The sequence below is a fragment of the Leifsonia psychrotolerans genome (assembly GCF_013410665.1).
GTDB classification, from domain to species: domain Bacteria; phylum Actinomycetota; class Actinomycetes; order Actinomycetales; family Microbacteriaceae; genus Cryobacterium; species Cryobacterium psychrotolerans_A.
Window position 1 is genome coordinate 2,586,820 of the sequence record NZ_JACCFM010000001.1, and the last position, 17,721, is coordinate 2,604,540.

The 17,721-nt window shown below is 61.7% G+C and carries 13 protein-coding genes and 1 pseudogene; 4 read left to right on the forward strand and 10 right to left on the reverse strand.

Features of this window, described 5'->3' with window-relative positions:
* Nucleotides 1-35: 35 nt before the first annotated feature.
* Together HNR05_RS11815 and HNR05_RS11820 are read left to right on the forward strand one after the other, a co-directional pair.
* Nucleotides 36-935, forward strand: a complete 900-nt coding sequence (locus HNR05_RS11815) for a hypothetical protein (protein WP_179579191.1) — start codon at nucleotides 36-38, stop codon at nucleotides 933-935.
* A gap of 144 nt (nucleotides 936-1,079) precedes the next feature.
* Nucleotides 1,080-2,900 (forward strand): glycosyltransferase, encoded by a 1,821-nt coding sequence (locus HNR05_RS11820; protein ID WP_179579192.1) that lies wholly within the window; start codon nucleotides 1,080-1,082, stop codon nucleotides 2,898-2,900.
* On the opposite strand, the gene HNR05_RS11825 is transcribed toward HNR05_RS11820, so the two are convergent.
* From HNR05_RS11825 to HNR05_RS11835, 3 genes are all read right to left on the reverse strand, one after another.
* A complete protein-coding gene (locus tag HNR05_RS11825; RefSeq protein WP_179579193.1) occupies nucleotides 2,893-3,963 on the reverse strand; it encodes a glycosyltransferase in 1,071 nt (356 codons plus the stop codon). The genes HNR05_RS11820 and HNR05_RS11825 overlap by 8 nt on opposite strands.
* Before the next feature lie 80 nt (nucleotides 3,964-4,043).
* Nucleotides 4,044-6,155, reverse strand: a complete 2,112-nt coding sequence (locus tag HNR05_RS11830) for an acyltransferase family protein (RefSeq protein ID WP_179579194.1) — start codon at nucleotides 6,153-6,155, stop codon at nucleotides 4,044-4,046.
* Between the two features lie 149 nt (nucleotides 6,156-6,304).
* Entirely contained in the window at nucleotides 6,305-6,568 is a 264-nt protein-coding gene (locus HNR05_RS11835; RefSeq protein WP_179579195.1) for a hypothetical protein, read from the reverse strand.
* 306 nt (nucleotides 6,569-6,874) lie between these two features.
* Between HNR05_RS11835 and HNR05_RS17625 the strand changes: the two are divergent.
* Both HNR05_RS17625 and HNR05_RS11845 read left to right on the forward strand, forming a co-directional pair.
* Nucleotides 6,875-7,114, forward strand: a pseudogene (locus HNR05_RS17625) (hypothetical protein); the annotation flags it as partial.
* Between the two features lie 170 nt (nucleotides 7,115-7,284).
* Entirely contained in the window at nucleotides 7,285-7,992 is a 708-nt protein-coding gene (locus HNR05_RS11845; protein ID WP_179579196.1) for a maleylpyruvate isomerase family mycothiol-dependent enzyme, read from the forward strand.
* 106 nt (nucleotides 7,993-8,098) lie between these two features.
* Here the strand turns inward: HNR05_RS11845 and mmsB are convergent, their stop codons facing one another.
* From mmsB to HNR05_RS11880, 7 genes are all read right to left on the reverse strand, one after another.
* Nucleotides 8,099-9,340, reverse strand: a complete 1,242-nt coding sequence (gene mmsB / locus HNR05_RS11850; protein ID WP_179579197.1) for a multiple monosaccharide ABC transporter permease — start codon at nucleotides 9,338-9,340, stop codon at nucleotides 8,099-8,101.
* Nucleotides 9,341-9,370: 30 nt separating this feature from the next.
* Nucleotides 9,371-10,900 (reverse strand): multiple monosaccharide ABC transporter ATP-binding protein, encoded by a 1,530-nt coding sequence (gene mmsA / locus HNR05_RS11855; protein ID WP_179579198.1) that lies wholly within the window; start codon nucleotides 10,898-10,900, stop codon nucleotides 9,371-9,373.
* Between the two features lie 84 nt (nucleotides 10,901-10,984).
* Complete coding sequence (chvE, locus tag HNR05_RS11860; protein ID WP_179580903.1) at nucleotides 10,985-12,061, reverse strand: multiple monosaccharide ABC transporter substrate-binding protein; 1,077 nt, start codon at nucleotides 12,059-12,061, stop codon at nucleotides 10,985-10,987.
* A gap of 111 nt (nucleotides 12,062-12,172) precedes the next feature.
* Nucleotides 12,173-13,690 carry an L-arabinose isomerase gene (gene araA, locus HNR05_RS11865; RefSeq protein WP_179579199.1) on the reverse strand — a complete coding sequence of 506 codons (1,518 nt, stop codon included), beginning with the start codon at nucleotides 13,688-13,690 and terminating at the stop codon, nucleotides 12,173-12,175.
* Entirely contained in the window at nucleotides 13,687-14,400 is a 714-nt protein-coding gene (locus HNR05_RS11870; RefSeq protein ID WP_179579200.1) for an L-ribulose-5-phosphate 4-epimerase, read from the reverse strand. Before HNR05_RS11870 ends, araA begins: the two co-directional genes overlap by 4 nt.
* A complete protein-coding gene (araB, locus tag HNR05_RS11875) occupies nucleotides 14,397-16,352 on the reverse strand; it encodes a ribulokinase (protein WP_343062571.1) in 1,956 nt (651 codons plus the stop codon). The genes HNR05_RS11870 and araB overlap by 4 nt, the downstream gene beginning before the upstream one ends.
* Nucleotides 16,353-16,610: 258 nt before the next feature.
* A complete protein-coding gene (locus HNR05_RS11880) occupies nucleotides 16,611-17,633 on the reverse strand; it encodes a LacI family DNA-binding transcriptional regulator (protein ID WP_179579201.1) in 1,023 nt (340 codons plus the stop codon).
* Between the last annotated feature and the right edge of the window lie 88 nt (nucleotides 17,634-17,721).

Genomic DNA, 17,721 nt, shown 5'->3' on the forward strand with positions numbered 1-17,721 from the left:
TCCAAGTTGCAATTCGAATTGCGAAGGCTGGGGATGTGATCGTCGTTCGAGGCGGCACCTACAAGGAAGCCCTCGGCTGGAATGCCCGCCCAGCGACGCAATCCCAGCCCATCGTTCTTCAGGCCTACCCCGGTGAGCAGCCGGTTGTTTCTGGAACCATCGCGTTGCGGGGAGCCGACTTCTGGCGAGTGAACGGATTCCGTTTCGTCTACGACTCGACGATTCAGTCGGGACAAGCGATTGCGACCTTCGCTGGCGGAACTGGCTGGACGTTTGAGAACAATGAGGTCACGGGCACCACCGGCGTTGCAAACTTGATCATCGAGGCGACCAAGCCTTCGTCGACAACAAACGCCGCGCTCATCAAGGCGGCCCCCAACGACTACACCGTAAGTGGCAATTGCATCACGCAGAACAGGGGTTATGGCGAGCACGGCACGATGCATAACATTTACCTCATGTCGAGTATCTACTCAACCGGCGGACTCATCGAACGCAATTTTCTCGCCGGCGCACCGCGCGGAGCGAACATCAAGGCAGCTGCCAGTACTCCCGCCACCGCAAATGCAAGCCCGCGAAACGTACTCATCCGCAACAACACCATGCTCTACGCCGCCTCTGGTGTGACCATCGGCCTGAAATCCGAGGGGATCTCAGTTGAGAAGAATCTCATCGCCCTCCCTTCCGGTTCCCAGCAGTACGACGGCGGCGTAAAGACCTACCAGCTGGCCCGCGCGAATAAGAATGCCGTCAAGGACTCCCTCATCTCCGGATACACAAACGCCTTGAAACCCGATTTTGGTGCGACGACCACGATCTTCACGGCTCGCAATAGCAACGAATCGGTTGCATTCACCGGATCTGTCGCCAATTGCAATGTGGTGCCAACATCCGCCGTTTTGAAGGCCAAGTATGGAGCTCTGGCAACCGGGTAGGCAATCGCCCGGCCGAAGCAACTAGGATTTCATGAGCACCATTCACACCTCAGAGAACAGCCCACTCACGGGCGGCTGTTGTGCACTCGCACAACGTCATCGGCTTGGGGTACGAAATACCCGAACTAGATGAGGCTCGAGACTGTGACCGGCACTTTTGAAATCGATCGCGTTTCTCTGTCAGTAGTTGTGCCCACGCATGAAGTCGGCCCGTGGGTTTCGGACTGCATCCGAAGCATTCTCCGGCAAGATGTCGTGGGAATGGAAGTCCTCGTCGTCGACGATCATTCCACAGACTCGACCAAGGCCATCGTGAGCGCATTCGCCGCGACCGATACTCGCATCAAGCTGGTGTCTGCCGAGCAATTCGGCGGAGCGCATGCTCGTAACCAGGGCGCCGCGCTCGCGCAAGGGCGCTATCTGATCTTTGCCGATGGTGACGATATCATTCCCAATGGCGCCTATTCGGCGCTGATTGCGTCGCTTGAGCGGTCAGGGTCCGATATGGCAATCGGCAATTTCCTCAAGTTCTCCACCAAGGAAACGTGGGAGCCCGGCCGAGCGTGGAGAGTGTTCGATCAGCCATCTGTTGGAATCTCACTCAGGGAAGCGCCATCGCTCATTCGTGGACGTGCATGCTGGAACAAGATGTTCCGACGCACGTTCTGGGAGTCCACCGGAATCGAGTTCCCGGAAGTCACCCGCTCCAACGACATCGTGCCGATGACAAGAGCTCTCGTATCAGCCCGATCACTGGATATCATTCCTGAGATCGTCTACCTTTATCGTGCTCGACCCGGAAATCAATCGATGACTGCACGAGCCGATAAAGCAAGCGCTTTGATCAGCTATCTCTCACAGGAGGCGGAATGCGCGCGGCTTCTCCTTGAATACGGTGATGAAGAACTGCAGAGTCAGTACTACTCGATGTTCCTTAAAGCGGACGGTTGGGTCCACCTCACCAGGTTCCTCCAGACGCGCTCCGGCAATGAAGACCCTGCAGTCATGGAGCATGCTGCACTCATTGTAAAAGCTCTACTTCGTGCAGCTCCTGAACACACGCGGCACAGCCTTACTACAGCGCAGGTGCGCGTCTTCACCCTGTTCGCCGACGGGCGGAGTGATGTTCTGGCGCTTCTGAATAGTGAGGGCCAAATTGGCGCTGGCGAGCCAGAGGCGACCATCGAGGCCTTCGAGGCCCTAATCATTGCCACCGCCGCAGTTGTCGAAGCGCTACCCGATGAGCCCAATCTCGCGGCAGATGCATTGCGCTATCGCATGGTCCGCCCGCTTCTTGCCATCGCACACCTGCTCGACGAGGGCACGCTGGCCTCGCTTATGCACGCTGTCGCGCAGTATCGGGCTACCTGGCTTTCTGGCGAGCGACTACCGTTCTTCCACAATGAACGTGAAGCCGTTGCGATTTGTGAGCGTGGGTCAACGCCTGAACTCCTCGTTCTCAGCGGCGTTATTCGTCATGCCGGAGCGACAAGCACCGCCGTTCAAGCAAACGGTCGACGCCTGACGGTAGAGATCGAATTGAATGGAGTTGCCGCAGGAAGCCGTGCCGCTCTGCGTATGAAACATCGTCGCTCAGGTGCTGAATTCACCTCTGACTCAGTGGAGCTTCAGCCCAACAGTGCTATTTCTACACTGGGGTTTATTGTCGATCGATCACAGCTCAGCGGCAAGGGGATCTGGGATGCCCACCTGCTCATCACAGTGGATTTCGTACAGGCAGAGGTACGTGTTCTCTCCGATCGACGGCTCCCTCAGATCCCTGCCGGAAAGTCACCCCAGTTCATCGTTCTTCCGATTCGACGCGTCGGCCACGCACTGGTTACCGATCTGCGTCACCCGGCCGCTATCCGCGCACTCTATTTGCCTTTCAAGATGCTGAAGAAGTCACGCCGCGATAGACGTTCGCGACAACGAAGGCTGGATCCAAAAATCTCGGCTAGCTGAGCGCTGCCTCCAGGCGTTTCAGAAATTCTCTCGACATGTCATAGGGCGTATAGCCTTCTGCAAACGCAGTTGCTTCCTCGCGAAGGCTCACGTCGGTCATGTCAAAATCAGCGATCAACGTCCCGAGGCTGTCGACCTCGTTCGCCGTGTCATAGAACTGGATCCATTTCTGTGCACGAAATTGTCGAAGCATATGGTCCTGATTCGGCAAGATTGTCGGTAGACCATACGTGGCCGCGAGGAAGACGCTGCCAGAATTCAGTACATTCTTGTACGGGAATACTGCAAGGTCTGCGGCGGCGAACCAATCCTGCGTTGAATCATCAGGAATGTAGCTGTGGTCACGAATGATTCTGACATTGCGCGGAAGGACCGCTTCGATCGCCAGCAGGTCTTCTTCCTTCGTCTTACCTGCGAGCAAGAGCACTATGGTCTCCCCCAATGCGGCAGCGCGCTCGACCGCACCGAAGAGCACATCCAGCCCTTTGTATGCCCGCATCTGGCCGAAGAAGAGCAGCGCTTTTTCGTCATCAGCTAGCCCGAGCCGATTCCGTGCGTCAGCCCGGGACAAAGACTGGTCATAGACCCCCGAATAACTCGCGTGCGGCACATGCACGATTTTCGCAATTGGAATCGTGTAGTAATCCGAGGCTTCAATCTCGGTTCCCTTTGAAAGCACATGAACCGCTGCGGCGCGATCGACGAGAAAATTAACGAGCTCCAACTCTAGTTCTGGGTAGAGGCACTCATGCGGCCTCACATTGTGCACTGTCCATACCAGGACGGCCCCATTGGCCAACGCCGTGTCAAGGCCTTGCTGAAAGGCACGGAGCTGCTCGGCAGCTTCTTCACGGGTGTCGGCTTTCTGCACAATCGGCGACGTCCAATGAATGTGGACGACGTCCCCTGCGCCGACCTCGTCGAGCTGAATCAGGAGCGAGGTGAGCAAAGTCGAAGTCTTGAGTTTCCAGCCAGCCGCCCGAGGCGCCAAATACAGCATGTTCAGGTACGGGTTGTCGGACCAATAAGGAAACGCAACGATCTGGCCGGAATTCTTACTCAATTGACTACTCTCTTACCGATACGGCCTGTTCGCCCGTGAGATTATACCAAGAGACGACCTGATAATCAGCCGCCGCCGATTTACTCGCTTGCACTGAGAATGCGGTCGGTCAGTGGCTTACCGAGGGTCTTGCTGTAGGTGGCGGTTAGATGACCGGCGGTGTCGCGATACACAATCACATTTCCGATGACGGCCGGGCAGGTGCTCCTAATACAAAAAAAGTCGGTCATGTCGACAAGCTTTGAACCCTTCACCCTCTCCACAGTCTGCACCAACGGGTCAGGTACGGCCGTTGCTTCGTCTCGAGGTGTCGAGCAGTTAGAAGTGGCGGGGTTGAAACCCACGCGCGCGATACAGCTCATCGCGTCCTCGGAGACCCCGGGGTTGTCGGCCACAGCGACGACCTTTGTGCCCAATCCCGTTGCCTCCGCCCAATAGCGGGCGGCTCCATCCACTGCGGGACGAAGGTCATTTCCATTGGCCCAACGCGCGGAAGTCGTAATGATCAGGTCGTACGGTTTGGCCTTCTCAGTTAATCGAGCTTGGGTTTCTGCCATTACGGTGCCACAATCCGAGCCGATCGGACTTTCGCGCCACTGACAGCCGTAACCCAAGTAGGTGTCAAGGGACCAGTTCAGTCTCTCGAGCTGAGGCAACAGGGCAGGCACGAGCATCGCGGCGTGACTGTCTCCCACGAGGGCCACCCGAAGGGCACTGGGGCCTTGTGCCCCGTAGTTGCACGAGCGAAGCTCACCGCCCTGTTTGCGCCAGCAGGAAAATGCCCCGCCGGTATCGTCTTCGACGTCACTCACCGCCGGCCAAACGGTATCGCCGTTCGCTGAGCTGTCGCAGGCAGCCCCGGCAGAGTCCAATGCGGCCGCCCCGACACAAGCCTGAGACTGCAGGTCTGATGGCGGGCTCGCAGCTGCTTCGGCTCTCTTCACGACCGCGACTGCGCCACCGACCACGGTAACGGCAGCAATGATGGCGATCACGACGATTAGTCGGGCTTTCCCGGAGTGTTCGTGCGGTGAGTCGGGTTTCGCCGGGCGCAACCAGTTCGATTTGCGGATTGGGTTTTCGACCCAGTGGTACGACGCGATCGACAGTGCTGTGATGAGCACGAGACAGGTGAGGTAGTACTTCTTCGAGTCGGCTGGGAAGATCGCGACGAGAAGCACGATCACCGGTAAGTGCCACAAGTACAACGAGTATGAGATATTCCCTACATATCCCATCAGTCGATTCGTAATCGGCCACAGCATTCGGTCGTAACCGAGTCCGGGAGTCCCAATGCCAGCCGCCAACACCAACGTTGTTGCTAAGACGGGCAGAATCGCCCCCGGCATGGGGAAAGGAGTCGACGAGTCAAGCAGGAAGGCCCCGAGGCCAATTCCGACGAGTCCGATCCAGGCCATCAATCCACGTACAGAAGCGGGAACCCGCATGAATAGCGGCGCAGCAAGCGCCAGAATGGCGCCGACGCCCAACTCCCACACGCGTGTCAACGACGAGAAATAGGCGACGGTGGGGTTGCTGGAGGTCTCAGCCAGCCCCCACACCATTGAGCCGAGTGTCAGGGCGACCAGCACCGAAAAGACAGCGACACGAGGCGCTTTCCGAGAGCGGAACAGGTGGGCGGCCAGGAAAAGCACGATGACCATCACCACGGGCCAAACGAAGTAGAACTGCTCCTCGACAGAGAGCGACCAGTAATGCTGAAACGGTGACGGCGGCAGACCTTTCTGAAAGTAGTCGGTGCCGACCGATGCCATCCGCCAGTTTGCCGCAAAGAGGGCAGCCCAGACAGAGTCGACCATGGCTTCCAACGCGCGCCCCCGGGGGAGCAACCACGCCGCAGCGGCAACTGTTGCAACGAGTACCAACATCGCGGCAGGGAGAATTCGCCGAATCCGGCGCGCGTAGAAGTCGCGGAAGGAAATGTGGCCGGACTTTTCGTATTCCCGCATGAGGATTCCGGTGATTAGAAAACCGCTCAATACGAAGAAGATGTCCACGCCGACGAAACCGCCTGTTGGCCAGCCGAACAGATGGTCGGCAATAACGGCGAGAACAGCGATTGCGCGGAGCCCTTGCACGTCTGCACGAATCCGAGAAGGCCTGATTACTGCACGTGGGCTCAGATCCTCGGCTCCGCTCGGTGCAGCAATATTCTGGGCCGTGATCGTCACTTGATTCCTTTATCAATCGACAGAAACGTCCCGATAACGCAGCTGTAGCGCGTCTCGCACCATGAGAAAGCTTAACCGAACCGGGCTGCTGCCGCGGAGCAGACGAGTATCCGCCAAATGCGCTCAGTCGCTTCTGCTGCAGCGCCAACTCAGGCCGCAGGAGACGCGACCGACGTACGACCTCTCGTCACGACCGCGAACAGTCCGATCGCTGCGGCGAGGGCGAAGCATCCAACGAACTGCCACACCCCGCCAAACGGTGCCAACCCCACGAAAACGATCGCCGTCAGCGCGATCGACACCGCCGAACCGATTCCATCAGAAATCAAGATTGCCGATCTGAAGCAATCCGCCTCCGCGGGCGCTGCGGACTGCAAGGCCATCACCAATGGTGCTCGGGTAAATGAACCCATGCCCGCAACGGTCCGATCGGCAGTAGCCGGTGCAACGCGTGGGCTGAGATACCGATGGCGGCCACCGGAGGAACTCACCGGGCCAGGCCCTCCACCGCCGCGAACAAGTTGAGGGAGAGTCCGGCGATCGCGGCCAACACCGACCAGGCGATCCTCGGCATGCTCCAGGGGGGCGACATCCGAACTCGAGCGCTGGCTTTGGTGTTCTTCCTACACAGGTTGTGATCAGCGGCCATGACGGCTTAAAGCAAGAACCTCCGGTATCGATATGGGTTACCACACTCATTCCGATCCACGGAGGTTCTCGTGTCCCACGTTACCCATGCCAACGCCAAGCTCACCCCGGCTGGCCGCCTGCAGCTCATTTTGCTCGTCGTTGAGGGCGGCTGGGCGCAGTCCCGCGTCTCGGAACCCTTCCAGTACCGCTGGGGGCCGGACCTGATCGGTAAACCGATCCGCTCCGAACGCACGGCTCCCGTCGATCTGGTGCACGTGGACGTGAAGAAACTCGGCCGCATCCCCGACGGCGGCGGGCACCGCCCCCTCGCCGCCGAGGGGGCCTCCGCCCTCAACTACAACTCAGACCAAGCCCGCGCCGACACCTACCCGGGCCTGCGGACCACAGCTACTTGCCACAGACCCCATACCGGCATCGGAGGCAAGTCACCCTCGAACGTATTCATAACGTCAGTGGGAAGAACATCTAGGCTGGAGGCATGGCCGACTTTGCCAAAGACCTGCCCTTGAGCAACCGCCCCTCCGTCGACGAAGCCGGCGCCAACTCGAACTGGGGCGGACACCTCTCCGTCACCCTCACGGCCATTGCCGACGTGCTGGCCACGCTCACTCCTCCGCAATGGGAGACGCAGAGCAGGTGTGCTGGCTGGCGGGTGCGCGATGTGGCCGGCCACCTCGTCTGGCGCATCGGCAGTTCGAACCGCGAGCTTCTCGGCTCGATCGTGCGCGCCTCGTGGGGGCGGCGTTCGCTCAACCCGAACACGGCCATCGATCAGCTCAGTCGGGCCGCGGCTGCCGCTGAACCCGCTGAACTCGTGCGACGCATCCGGGACATCGCCACCGACGCAGCAGCCGGGCACGGCCGCCGGGGCATCACCGAACTGACCGAGGCTGTCGTGCATGGCTACGACCTGGCACAGCCGCTCGGCATCGCGCTGCCGGTCGCACCGGCTGCGTCCGGCGCCGTCGCCCTGCGCCGGAGCCTCATCGTTCCCACCGAGATCAAGGCCGTGCTGCGCTCGCGCACGCTCGTGGCAGCGGATGCGAACTGGCAAGTGGGTCGGGGGCGACCGCTCCCCGGAACGGCCGAGACGCTCATCCTGTTTCTGTTCGGACGTGGCGGGCTGCCAGCCGAGCCGACACCGGATCCGACACCGGATCCTTCAGCGGCGCCGAACGGCCCCTGAACGCAGGCGAAAGGCCCCGTCATCCGATGATAACGGGGCCTTTTGTTTCCCATTTATCGACGCCTGAGGCTTCCTCCCCCACCCCCGGCATCGGCAGGTGTGATGCTTAGCGACCGCCCGCGCGTCGCTTATTGTAGACGTCGAAGGCGACGGCCAGCAGCAGCACGAGGCCCTTGACGGCCTGCTGCCACTCGATCCCGATACCCATGATGGACATACCGTTGTTCAGAACGCCGATGATCAGACCACCGATGATGGCGCCACCGATGGTGCCGATACCGCCGGTCACAGCCGCGCCACCGATGAATGCCGCCGAGATGGCCTCGAGCTCGAAACCGTCACCGGCCTTCGGGCCGGCCAGGTTGAGGCGAGCCGTGAAGATCAAACCGGCCAGAGCGGCCAGGATGCCCATGTTCACGAACAGCCAGAAGGTCACGTTGCGGGTCTTCACACCCGAGAGCTCGGCGGCGTGCAGGTTGCCACCGATCGCGTAGATGTGGCGACCGAACACGCTGCGGTTCATGATGATGCCGTAGACGAGCACGAGCACGGCCAGCACGATCAACGTGACCGGGATGCCCTTGTAGCTGGCCAGTGCCCAGGCGAACGCGCCGATGGCGAGCGAGATCAACACGAGCTTGCCCACAAACCAGACGAGGGGCTCCACCGCCTGGCCGTACTTGGCCCGACCGGTGCGCGTGCGCACCTGCTGCACGATGAGCGCGAGGATCGCAATCGCGGCGATGCCGAGGGTGAGCGGGTCCAGTGTGAACTCACCGAAGACGTTGTTCAGGAATCCGTTGCCCAGCGCCCGGTACTGCTCCGGGAAGGAGCCGATGTTGGCGTTGCCCAGCACCGCAAGCGCGAGCCCGCGAAAGATCAGCATGCCCGCCAGGGTCACGATGAAGGCCGGAATGCCGACGAACGCGATCCAGAATCCCTGCCAGACACCCACGAGGGCGCCGACGAGCAGCGAGAGGATGATCGAGAGCCACCAGGGCAGACCCCAGCTCACCGCGAACACACCCGAGACGGCGCCGACGAATGCGGCGACCGAGCCGACAGACAGGTCGATGTGCCCCGCGATGATGACCATCACCATGCCGATTGCCAGAACGAGGATGTACCCGTTCTGCACGATCAGGTTCGAGATGTTCTGCGGGCGCAGCAGGATGCCATCGGTCAGGAAGGTGAAGAGCACCACCACCACGATCAGGGCGATGAAGATGCCGTTTTTGCCCAGGTCGCTGGCGACGTGTGCCAGCCAGGCGCCGGCCTTCGACGAGCTTGGATTGATTTGTGCACCCGCTGCAGTTGCGAGCGTCGGCTTGTTATCGAGGTCACTCATTGACGTTCTCCTTTTCCGCAAGCGCCGACGCTAGCGGGCCTTTTCCATGGTCATGTGCTTGATGAGGGTCTCCGGCGTCGCATCCTTGATCGGAAACTCGCCCGTGATGCAGCCTTCGGAGAGCGTGTACACGCGATCGCTGATGCCGAGCAGCTCGGGCAGTTCAGAGGAGATCACGATGATGCCCTTGCCCTGCGCCGCGAGCTCGTTGATGATCGCGTAGATCTCGTATTTGGCGCCCACGTCGATGCCGCGGGTCGGCTCATCCAGGATGAGCACATCCGGGTTGGAGTAGATCCACTTGGACAGCACGACCTTCTGCTGGTTTCCGCCCGACAGCTTGCCGGTCTTGGCCAACACCGACGGTGCCTTGATGTTCATGCTGGTGCGATATTCGTTGGCAACCTTGAACTCTTCATTGCCGTCGACGAGACCCAGCTTGCTCAGTTTGCCCAGCGACGCCATCGAGATGTTGCGCTGAATGTCTTCGATCAGGTTGAGACCATACTGTTTGCGGTCCTCGGTGGCATACGCCAAGCCGTTCTCGATCGCCTCGGTCACGGTACGCGTCTTGATCTCGACGCCTTCCTTGAACACGCGGCCCGAGATGCGGCTGCCGTAGCTGCGCCCGAACAAGCTCATCGCGAACTCGGTGCGTCCGGCACCCATCAGGCCGGCGATGCCGACGATTTCGCCTTTTCGAACGTTGATGTTCACGTTGTCGACCATGACGCGGCTCGCGTCTTGCGGATGGTGGGCTGTCCAGTTCTCGACCCGCAGAATCTCCTCGCCGATGTGCGGCGTGTGATCCGGATAGCGGTGCTCGAGATCGCGACCGACCATGTCCTTGATGATGCGATCTTCGGTGACGTCGTCACGGGCAATCGTCTCAATGGCCTTGCCGTCGCGAATAACGGTGACCGAGTCCGCGACCTTCTTAATCTCGTTGAGCTTGTGGCTGATGATGATCGACGTGATGCCCTGCTCTTTGAGGTGGCGCATCAGGTCGAGCAGGTGAGCGGAGTCCTCGTCGTTGAGGGCGGCTGTCGGCTCGTCGAGAATAAGAAGTTTCACGCGCTTGGAGAGCGCCTTGGCGATTTCGACAAGCTGCTGCTTGCCGACACCGATGTCCAGGATGCGGGTGGTCGGGTTCTCGCGCAGGCCGACGCGGGCCAGCAACTTGGCGGCCTCGTGGTTGGTCTTGTTCCAGTCGATCAGGCCGAACGCGCCGCGCAACTCGTTATTGAGAAAGATATTCTCCGCAATCGAGAGGTAGGGGCTGAGCGCCAGCTCCTGATGAATGATGACGATGCCTTTGGCTTCGCTATCGGTGATGTCGCGAAAGCCGACAACCTCGTCTTCGAAGACGATGTCGCCGCTATAGCTGCCATGCGGGTACACGCCGGAGAGCACCTTCATCAAGGTGGACTTGCCGGCACCGTTTTCACCGCAGATGGCGTGGATCTCGCCGCGTGCAACGTTCAGAGTGACCTCTTGCAACGCCTTGACGCCGGGGAAGGTCTTGGTAATGCCGCGCATCTCGAGAATGTTGGTAGTCACAGACGTGCCTTTCTCAGTAGTGCTGGGGAATGAGGTGACGAACCGGCGGGAAACCGAAGTTCCCCGCCGGTTCGTCGTGACGGACTAGCCGTCGATGTCTGCCTGAGTCCAGTAACCGGAGTCAACCAGTTCCTTGGTGATGTTGTCCTTGACCACAACGGTCGAGTCCAGCAGGTACGAGTCAACAACCTTCTTGCCGTTGTCGTAGTCCGTGGTGTTGTTGATTTCGGGCTTCTCGCCGTTCAACACGGCGACGGTCATCTCAACGGCGACTGCAGCGAGCTTACGCGTGTCCTTGAAGATCGTCGCGTACTGCTCGCCGGCGATGATGGCCTTGACCGAGTCGATCTCGGAGTCCTGGCCCGAGATGATCGGCCATTCAGCGCCGACCGAGTAGCCGGCGTCCGTCAGAGCCGAGATGATTCCACGCGAGATTCCGTCATACGGCGAGAGGATCGCGTTGACTTTCGAGCCGTCGGAGTAGGTCGACGTGAGGATGTTCTCCATGCGCTTCTGAGCGGTTTCGCCGTCCCAACGCGGGGTGGCGACCGTGTTGAAGTCGGTCTGGCCGCTCTTGATGACGAGCGTCTTCTTGTCGATCAGCGGCTGGAGCACGTCCATGGCACCGTTGAAGAAGAACGTGGCGTTGTTGTCGTCGGCGGAACCACCGAACAGCTCAACACTGAACGGGCCGGCCGGAGCGTCAGCCTTGGCCGTTCCGTCAAGCTCGGTCAGGCCGAGGCCGTTGAGCAGCGACCAGGCCTGCTGCTGCCCGACCTTGAAGTTGTCGAATGTCGCGTAGTAGTCGACGTTCTTCGTGTCGCGGATGAGGCGGTCGTATGCGATGACCGGAATCTTGTTGTCGGCCGCTTCCTGCAGAACGCTGGTGAGCGTCGTGCCGTCGATCGAGGCGACGATCAGGGCTTTGGCGCCCTTGGTGATCATGTTCTCGATCTGCGAGACCTGGGTGGGGATGTCGTCTTCTGCATACTGCAGGTCAACCTTGAAGCCCTGGTCTTCGAGCTGCTTCTTGACGGCATTGCCGTCCTGGATCCAACGCTCGGAGGACTTGGTCGGCATTGCAACGCCCACGAGCCCGCCGGCGCCGGCGCCGGCGTCAGCCGTGTCGGAAGCGGAGCATGCGGCCAATGACGCAACCATGGCGCCAGCGGCCAGGATCGCGAGGAATGACTTCTTCTTCACTGTGTTACCTTTCGTTTTTCTTCGATCGACATTGATGTCAAAGGATTTTCGGAGGGGTTAAGCGTGTGATTACAGGCCCTGTGCCAAGCGGTAATAGGCCTGATTCCAGCGCACCTCGCGTGTGAAATCGCGCAGGGTGGTGGCTTTATCGATCACGAGAAGCTCGGTGCGAGACATCTCGGCGAAATCGTGGAACACCTCGATGCCGACGGCGGTCGACATGACGGTGTGGTGGGCGGCACCGGCCGTGAGCCAGGCTGCGGCGGATGTGGCGAAATCGGGTTCCGGAGACCAGACCGCTCGTCCGACGGGCAAGTTGGGCAGCGCCTGCGTGGGCTCGACGACCTCGACGACGTTGGCGACCAGGCGGAACCGGTCGCGCATGTCCGACATCGCGACCACGACGGCGGGACCGGGGTCAGCGTTGAAGACGAGACGCACGGGGTCTTCCTTGCCGCCGATGCCGAGCGGGTGGATCTCAAGGGTCGGCTTGGCGCTGGTCAGTGCGGGGCTGACCTCAAGCATGTGAGCGCCGAGGATCAGTTCCTTGCCCGGCGTGAGGTCGTAGGTGTAGTCCTCCATCAGGCTGGCGCCACCGGGCAGGCCCGCCCCCATCACACTGGCGACGCGCACGAGGATGGCTGTCTTCCAGTCGCCCTCGGCTCCGAACCCGTACCCCTGGGCCATGAGCCGCTGCACGGCCAGTCCGGGCAGCTGGCGAAGAGCCCCGAGGTCTTCGAAGCTGGTGGTGAAGGCCCCGAAGCCGCCCGCTTCAAGGAATCCCTTGAGCCCGAGCTCGATTGCGGCGCCGTAGCGCAGCGAGTCGTGACGTTCGCCGCCCTGTCGCAGCTCGGGAACGACCGTGTAAAGCTCGTCGTATTCGGCGACGAGAGCATCGATGGCGGTCTCGGACATCGCGTGCACGGCATCCGCCAGCTCGTTGACACCCCAGGTGTTCACCTGCACACCGAAGCGCAGTTCGGCCTCGGTTTTGTCGCCCTCTGTGACAGCGACGTAGCGCATGTTGTCACCGAAGCGGGCGAGTTTGAGGCTGCGTGAGGCGGCCCAGCCGGCGGCGGCGCGCATCCAGGTACCGACCTGGGCGGTGACGGCCGGGTTCGAGACGTGGCCGACGACGGTCTTTCGGGCGACGCCGAGGCGAGTCTGAATGTAGCCGAACTCCCGGTCGCCGTGGGCGGCCTGGTTGAGGTTCATGAAGTCGAAGTCGATCTCGGCCCAGGGCAGTTCGACGTTGGCCTGCGTGTGCAGGTGCAGCAGCGGCTTGGTCAGCGCGTCGAGGCCGGCGATCCACATCTTTGCCGGAGAGAAGGTATGCATCCAGGCGATCAGCCCGATCACATTGTCGGCGGCGTTGGCATCGAGTGCCGCGCGGCGGATCGACTCCGAGCTCGTGAGAACCGGCTTCCAGACGACGGTGACCGGCACGTCGTGGGCGGCACCGAGAGCGCGGGCGATCTCCTGCGACTGCTCGGCCACCTGGCGGAGGGTCTCCTCGCCGTACAGGTTCTGGCTTCCGGTGAGAAACCAGACCTCGTAGTGGTCGAGCGTCGTTGAAAGGGCGGTCATTTCTGCAGTTCTCCCTGTGGGGTCTGTCCGTAGACGTTCTGGTAACGCATATAGAGGGAGTCGATTGCCTCTTGCGGGATCGGCACAAGCGCGCCGCCTGATCGGGCGAACTGCACGGTGCGGGCGACGTCCTCGACCATGACGGCGGCCTTGACCGCGTCGCGGGCGGTGCTGCCGATTGTGAACGGGCCATGATTCTGCATCAAAACGGCACGCGACCGGTGGCCGGTGAGGGTTTCGACAATGCCGCGGCCGATCGAATCGTCGCCGATGATGGCGAACGGGCCAATCGGGATGTCGCCTCCGAACTCGTCGGCCATCGCCGTGATCACGCACGGAATGGCCTCGGCCCGGGCTGCCCACGCGGTGGCATAGGTCGAGTGTGTGTGCACGACCCCGCCGACCTCCGGCATATTCCGGTAGACGTATGCGTGGGCGGCGGTGTCGCTCGAGGGTGCTCGTTCGGCACCGGGAGTTTCGGGAATCACCGTGCCGTCGAGGTCGCAGAGAATCATGTTTTCCGGGGCCAGGTCGGCGTAGTCGACGCCGCTGGGCTTAATCACGAACAGGTCGGCGCCGGGAACTCGTCCCGACACGTTGCCGCCGGTCCAGACCACCAGGTTGTTGGCGGTCAGCTCGGCATGGAGGTGGGCAATCTCGGTGCGTATCCGGGCGATGGCAACCTCGATCTGCGGGCCAAAGGTGCTCATGCGGGCACCTCGCAGGCGTCATCGCTGATCGAGCCGCCCCCGCTGATCGAGCCGCCCCCGCTGATCGAGCCGCCCCCGCTGATCGAGCCGCCCCCGCTGATCGAGCCGCCCCCGCTGATCGAGCCGCCCCCGCTGATCGAGCCGCCTCCGCTGATCGAGCCGCCTCCGCTGATCGAGCCGCCTCCGCTGATCGAGCCGCCTCCGTTGATCGAGCTTGTCGAGATCCCCGTCGCCGAAGGCGCCGACGCAACCGATGCCGCACCGACCGAACGCTTCACGGCCTTCAACCGGTGCATCACCTCGTTTACGCCGCGGCCGAAGTAGTCGTGAAGCAGTGAGTACTCCTCGAACAAGAGGTCATACGCCGCAGCGGACTGCGGGTTCGGCGAATAGACGTTGCGGTTCAGCTTGCCCATCGCCTGGCCGGCCTCGCGCACGTCGACGTAGGCTCCGGCAGCGACCGCGGCGTGGATGGCCGAACCCAACGCCGGGCCCTGCTCGCTCGCGATCGTCGAGATCGGCAGGCGCAGGATGTCACTGTAGGTCTGCATCAGGAACGCATTCTTCAGCAGCCCGCCGGCGACGATGAACTCAGTGACCGGCACCCCGCTCGCGTTGAAGGTTTCAACGATGGTGCGCGCGCCGAACGCGGTAGCTTCGAGCAGAGCCCGGTAGATCTCTTCGGTGCGCGTGGTGAGGGTGGTTCCCACGACGAGTCCCGACAGCTCGTGATCGACCAGCACCGAGCGGTTGCCGCTGTGCCAGTCGAGGGCGATCAGACCGTGAGCACCCACGGGTTCGAGGGCGGCGAGATCGGTCAGGTATTGATGGATCGACTGGTCGGCGGCATCCGCTGCCTCAAAATAGCGCTGCGGAACCTGGGTGTTCACGTACCAGGCAAAAATGTCGCCGACCCCGGACTGGCCGGCTTCGTAGCCGTAAAGTCCGGAGACGATGCCGCCGTCGACGACGCCGCACATGCCCGGCACTTCGGCGAGCACGTCGGAGTTCATCACATGGCAGGTCGAGGTGCCCATGATGGCGACCATTTGGCCGGGCGCGACGGCCTGTGCGGCCGGGGCCGTCACGTGGGCGTCGACGTTGCCGACGGCCACGGCGATGCCCTCGGGCAGGCCTGTCCACGCGGCGGCCTGAGCCGAGAGAGTGCCGGCGGACGCACCGAGCTGGCCGATCTCGTGGTCTACCTTGTCGGCGGCGAAGCGTGCGAACTCGGGGTTCAGCGCACCGAGGAATGACTCGCTCGGATACGACCCATCCTGCAGGATCCCCTTGTAGCCGGCGGTGCAGGCGTTACGCACGTACCGACCGGTGAGCTGCCAGACGATCCAGTCGGCCGCCTCCACCCAACGATCCATGCGGTGGTACAACTCGGGGTCCTCTTCGAGCAGTTGCAGGCCCTTGGCAAATTCCCACTCACTTGAGATCAGTCCGCCGTAGCGCGGCAGCCAGCTCTCGCCGCGTTCGGAGGCAAGGTCGTTGATCCGGTCGGCGTGGGGCTGAGCGGAGTGGTGCTTCCACAGCTTCACGTAGGCATGCGGGCGATCGGCGTACTCGGTCAACTCGTTCAACGGTGTGCCATCGGCCAGGGTGGGGATCATGGTGCAGGCGGTGAAGTCGGTGCCGACACCGATCACGTGGGCCGGGTCGATGCCCGCTGCGGCAACGGCAGCCGGGACCGCGCTCTTCAAGACGTCAACGTAATCCTGCGGAACCTGCAAAGCCCACTCGGGTGGGAGTTTCGCCCCGGTTGCGGCGAGCGTGGTGTCCATCACCGCGTGCGGGTAGTCGAGCGTTGCGCTCCCCAGCTCGGCACCGTCGGAGACGCGCACCACGACGGCACGACCCGACAGAGTGCCGTAGTCGACTCCGATGACGTACGACTCGCCGTCGACTGACGATCGTTCGTCATGCTGGCGTGCGGTCGAGCTCACGGCGGGACTCCTTTGTCGGATACAGCTGGTGCGTTTTGTGCGAACAGATCAAAATGTGAACGGTCACATTGAGTTCTGCCCATGTTAGCCGCAAGCGTGATTCCTGTGTCAATCCATCAATGTCTCGAATTGACAACGGTCTGAAAATACGTCGAGAGACGCGATGACGGATGCGGTTCTGCACGAGAATTCGGTCGCCACGTCACACGCATCCGCCCCAACCGACCGGCGCCCGTCGCCGATATTCAGCGGGACCTCTTACGCCGCCGGGCGCCCCGTCGAGGATCGAACGATGAGTTCGGGCACGATTGTGCCGTGGTAGCCCTCGGTCTCTTGGCCGCCGATTTCGGCCAACAGAATCGCGATCGCGCGGCGCCCGAGTTCAGCGAAGTCCTGCCGCACGGTCGTGAGCGGCGGCCAAAAATGGGCGGCCTCGGGGATATCGTCAAACCCGATGACGCTCACATCGCCGGGAATATTGAGGCCGGCATCGTGGATGGCGTGCATCAGCCCGAGTGCCATCTGGTCATTTGACGAGAAGATGGCGGTGAAGTCACGTACTCTCAGCAGCTCCCGGCCGGCGTAGTAGCCGAAATTTGCCGTCCAGTCGCCGAGGATGGGGGCCGTTGTCGGCACATCCATTGCCCCCATCTCGTCAAGAAATCCGCGCATTCGCGCTTCTGCTTCGATCCAGTCCTGGGGCCCGGCGAGGTGATAGATATCGCGGTGACCAAGCTCGATCAGATGCCGTGTTGCCAGTCGAGCGCCCGCGATCTGGTCCACCGAGAGCGCTTTTTCGCCGGGCCGCCTGGTGGATTGAAGCGTGACGAACGGCACGTCGATTGCCAGGTGGTCCAGCGTGTCGAACACCCGCACCTGCGGCGCGATCACGACCAGTCCTTCGACCGCTTGGCCCATCAGGTGGCCCACGGCAGCCTCGATCGCTTCGGGGTCGGTCGCGGTCAGGTTCGCCGTGTTGACGTAGTACCCGACCTCTCGTGCCGCATCTTGGATCGCCTCGATGCTGCGAGCCGGGCCGTACTCGGAACTCGACGCCGACAGTACGCCGATGGTGCGCGAGCGACCTTTGACCAGAGCCCGAGCCGCCCTGTTCGGCCGGTACTGCAGCTCCTCCATCACCTGGAGCACACGCGCCTTCGTGGTGTCACGAATACTCGGGTGGTTGTTCAGAACCCGGGAAACCGTTTGGTGGGATACCCCAGCGAGGCGTGCGACATCGCGAATACTCGGCGCGCGCCCTGACGGTAATTCCGGTGTCATGAAGATGTCTCTGCGAAATGTGCACGGTCACAATTGTGAACGCGTGTCAATTATGCCTGTTTCAACGTCATCAGACCGAGAAATGTGA

What these genes read in the sequence shown, in the direction of transcription:
- HNR05_RS11845 (WP_179579196.1), top strand. Translation starts at nt 7,285, where the DNA reads ATGGCCGACTTTGCCAAAGACCTGCCCTTGAGCAACCGCCCCTCCGTC.
- HNR05_RS11870 (WP_179579200.1), bottom strand. Translation starts at nt 14,400, where the DNA reads ATGAGCACCTTTGGCCCGCAGATCGAGGTTGCCATCGCCCGGATACGC.
- chvE (WP_179580903.1), bottom strand. Translation starts at nt 12,061, where the DNA reads ATGGTTGCGTCATTGGCCGCATGCTCCGCTTCCGACACGGCTGACGCC.
- HNR05_RS11835 (WP_179579195.1), bottom strand. Translation starts at nt 6,568, where the DNA reads ATGGGTTCATTTACCCGAGCACCATTGGTGATGGCCTTGCAGTCCGCA.
- araA (WP_179579199.1), bottom strand. Translation starts at nt 13,690, where the DNA reads ATGACCGCCCTTTCAACGACGCTCGACCACTACGAGGTCTGGTTTCTC.
- HNR05_RS11880 (WP_179579201.1), bottom strand. Translation starts at nt 17,633, where the DNA reads ATGACACCGGAATTACCGTCAGGGCGCGCGCCGAGTATTCGCGATGTC.
- mmsB (WP_179579197.1), bottom strand. Translation starts at nt 9,340, where the DNA reads ATGAGTGACCTCGATAACAAGCCGACGCTCGCAACTGCAGCGGGTGCA.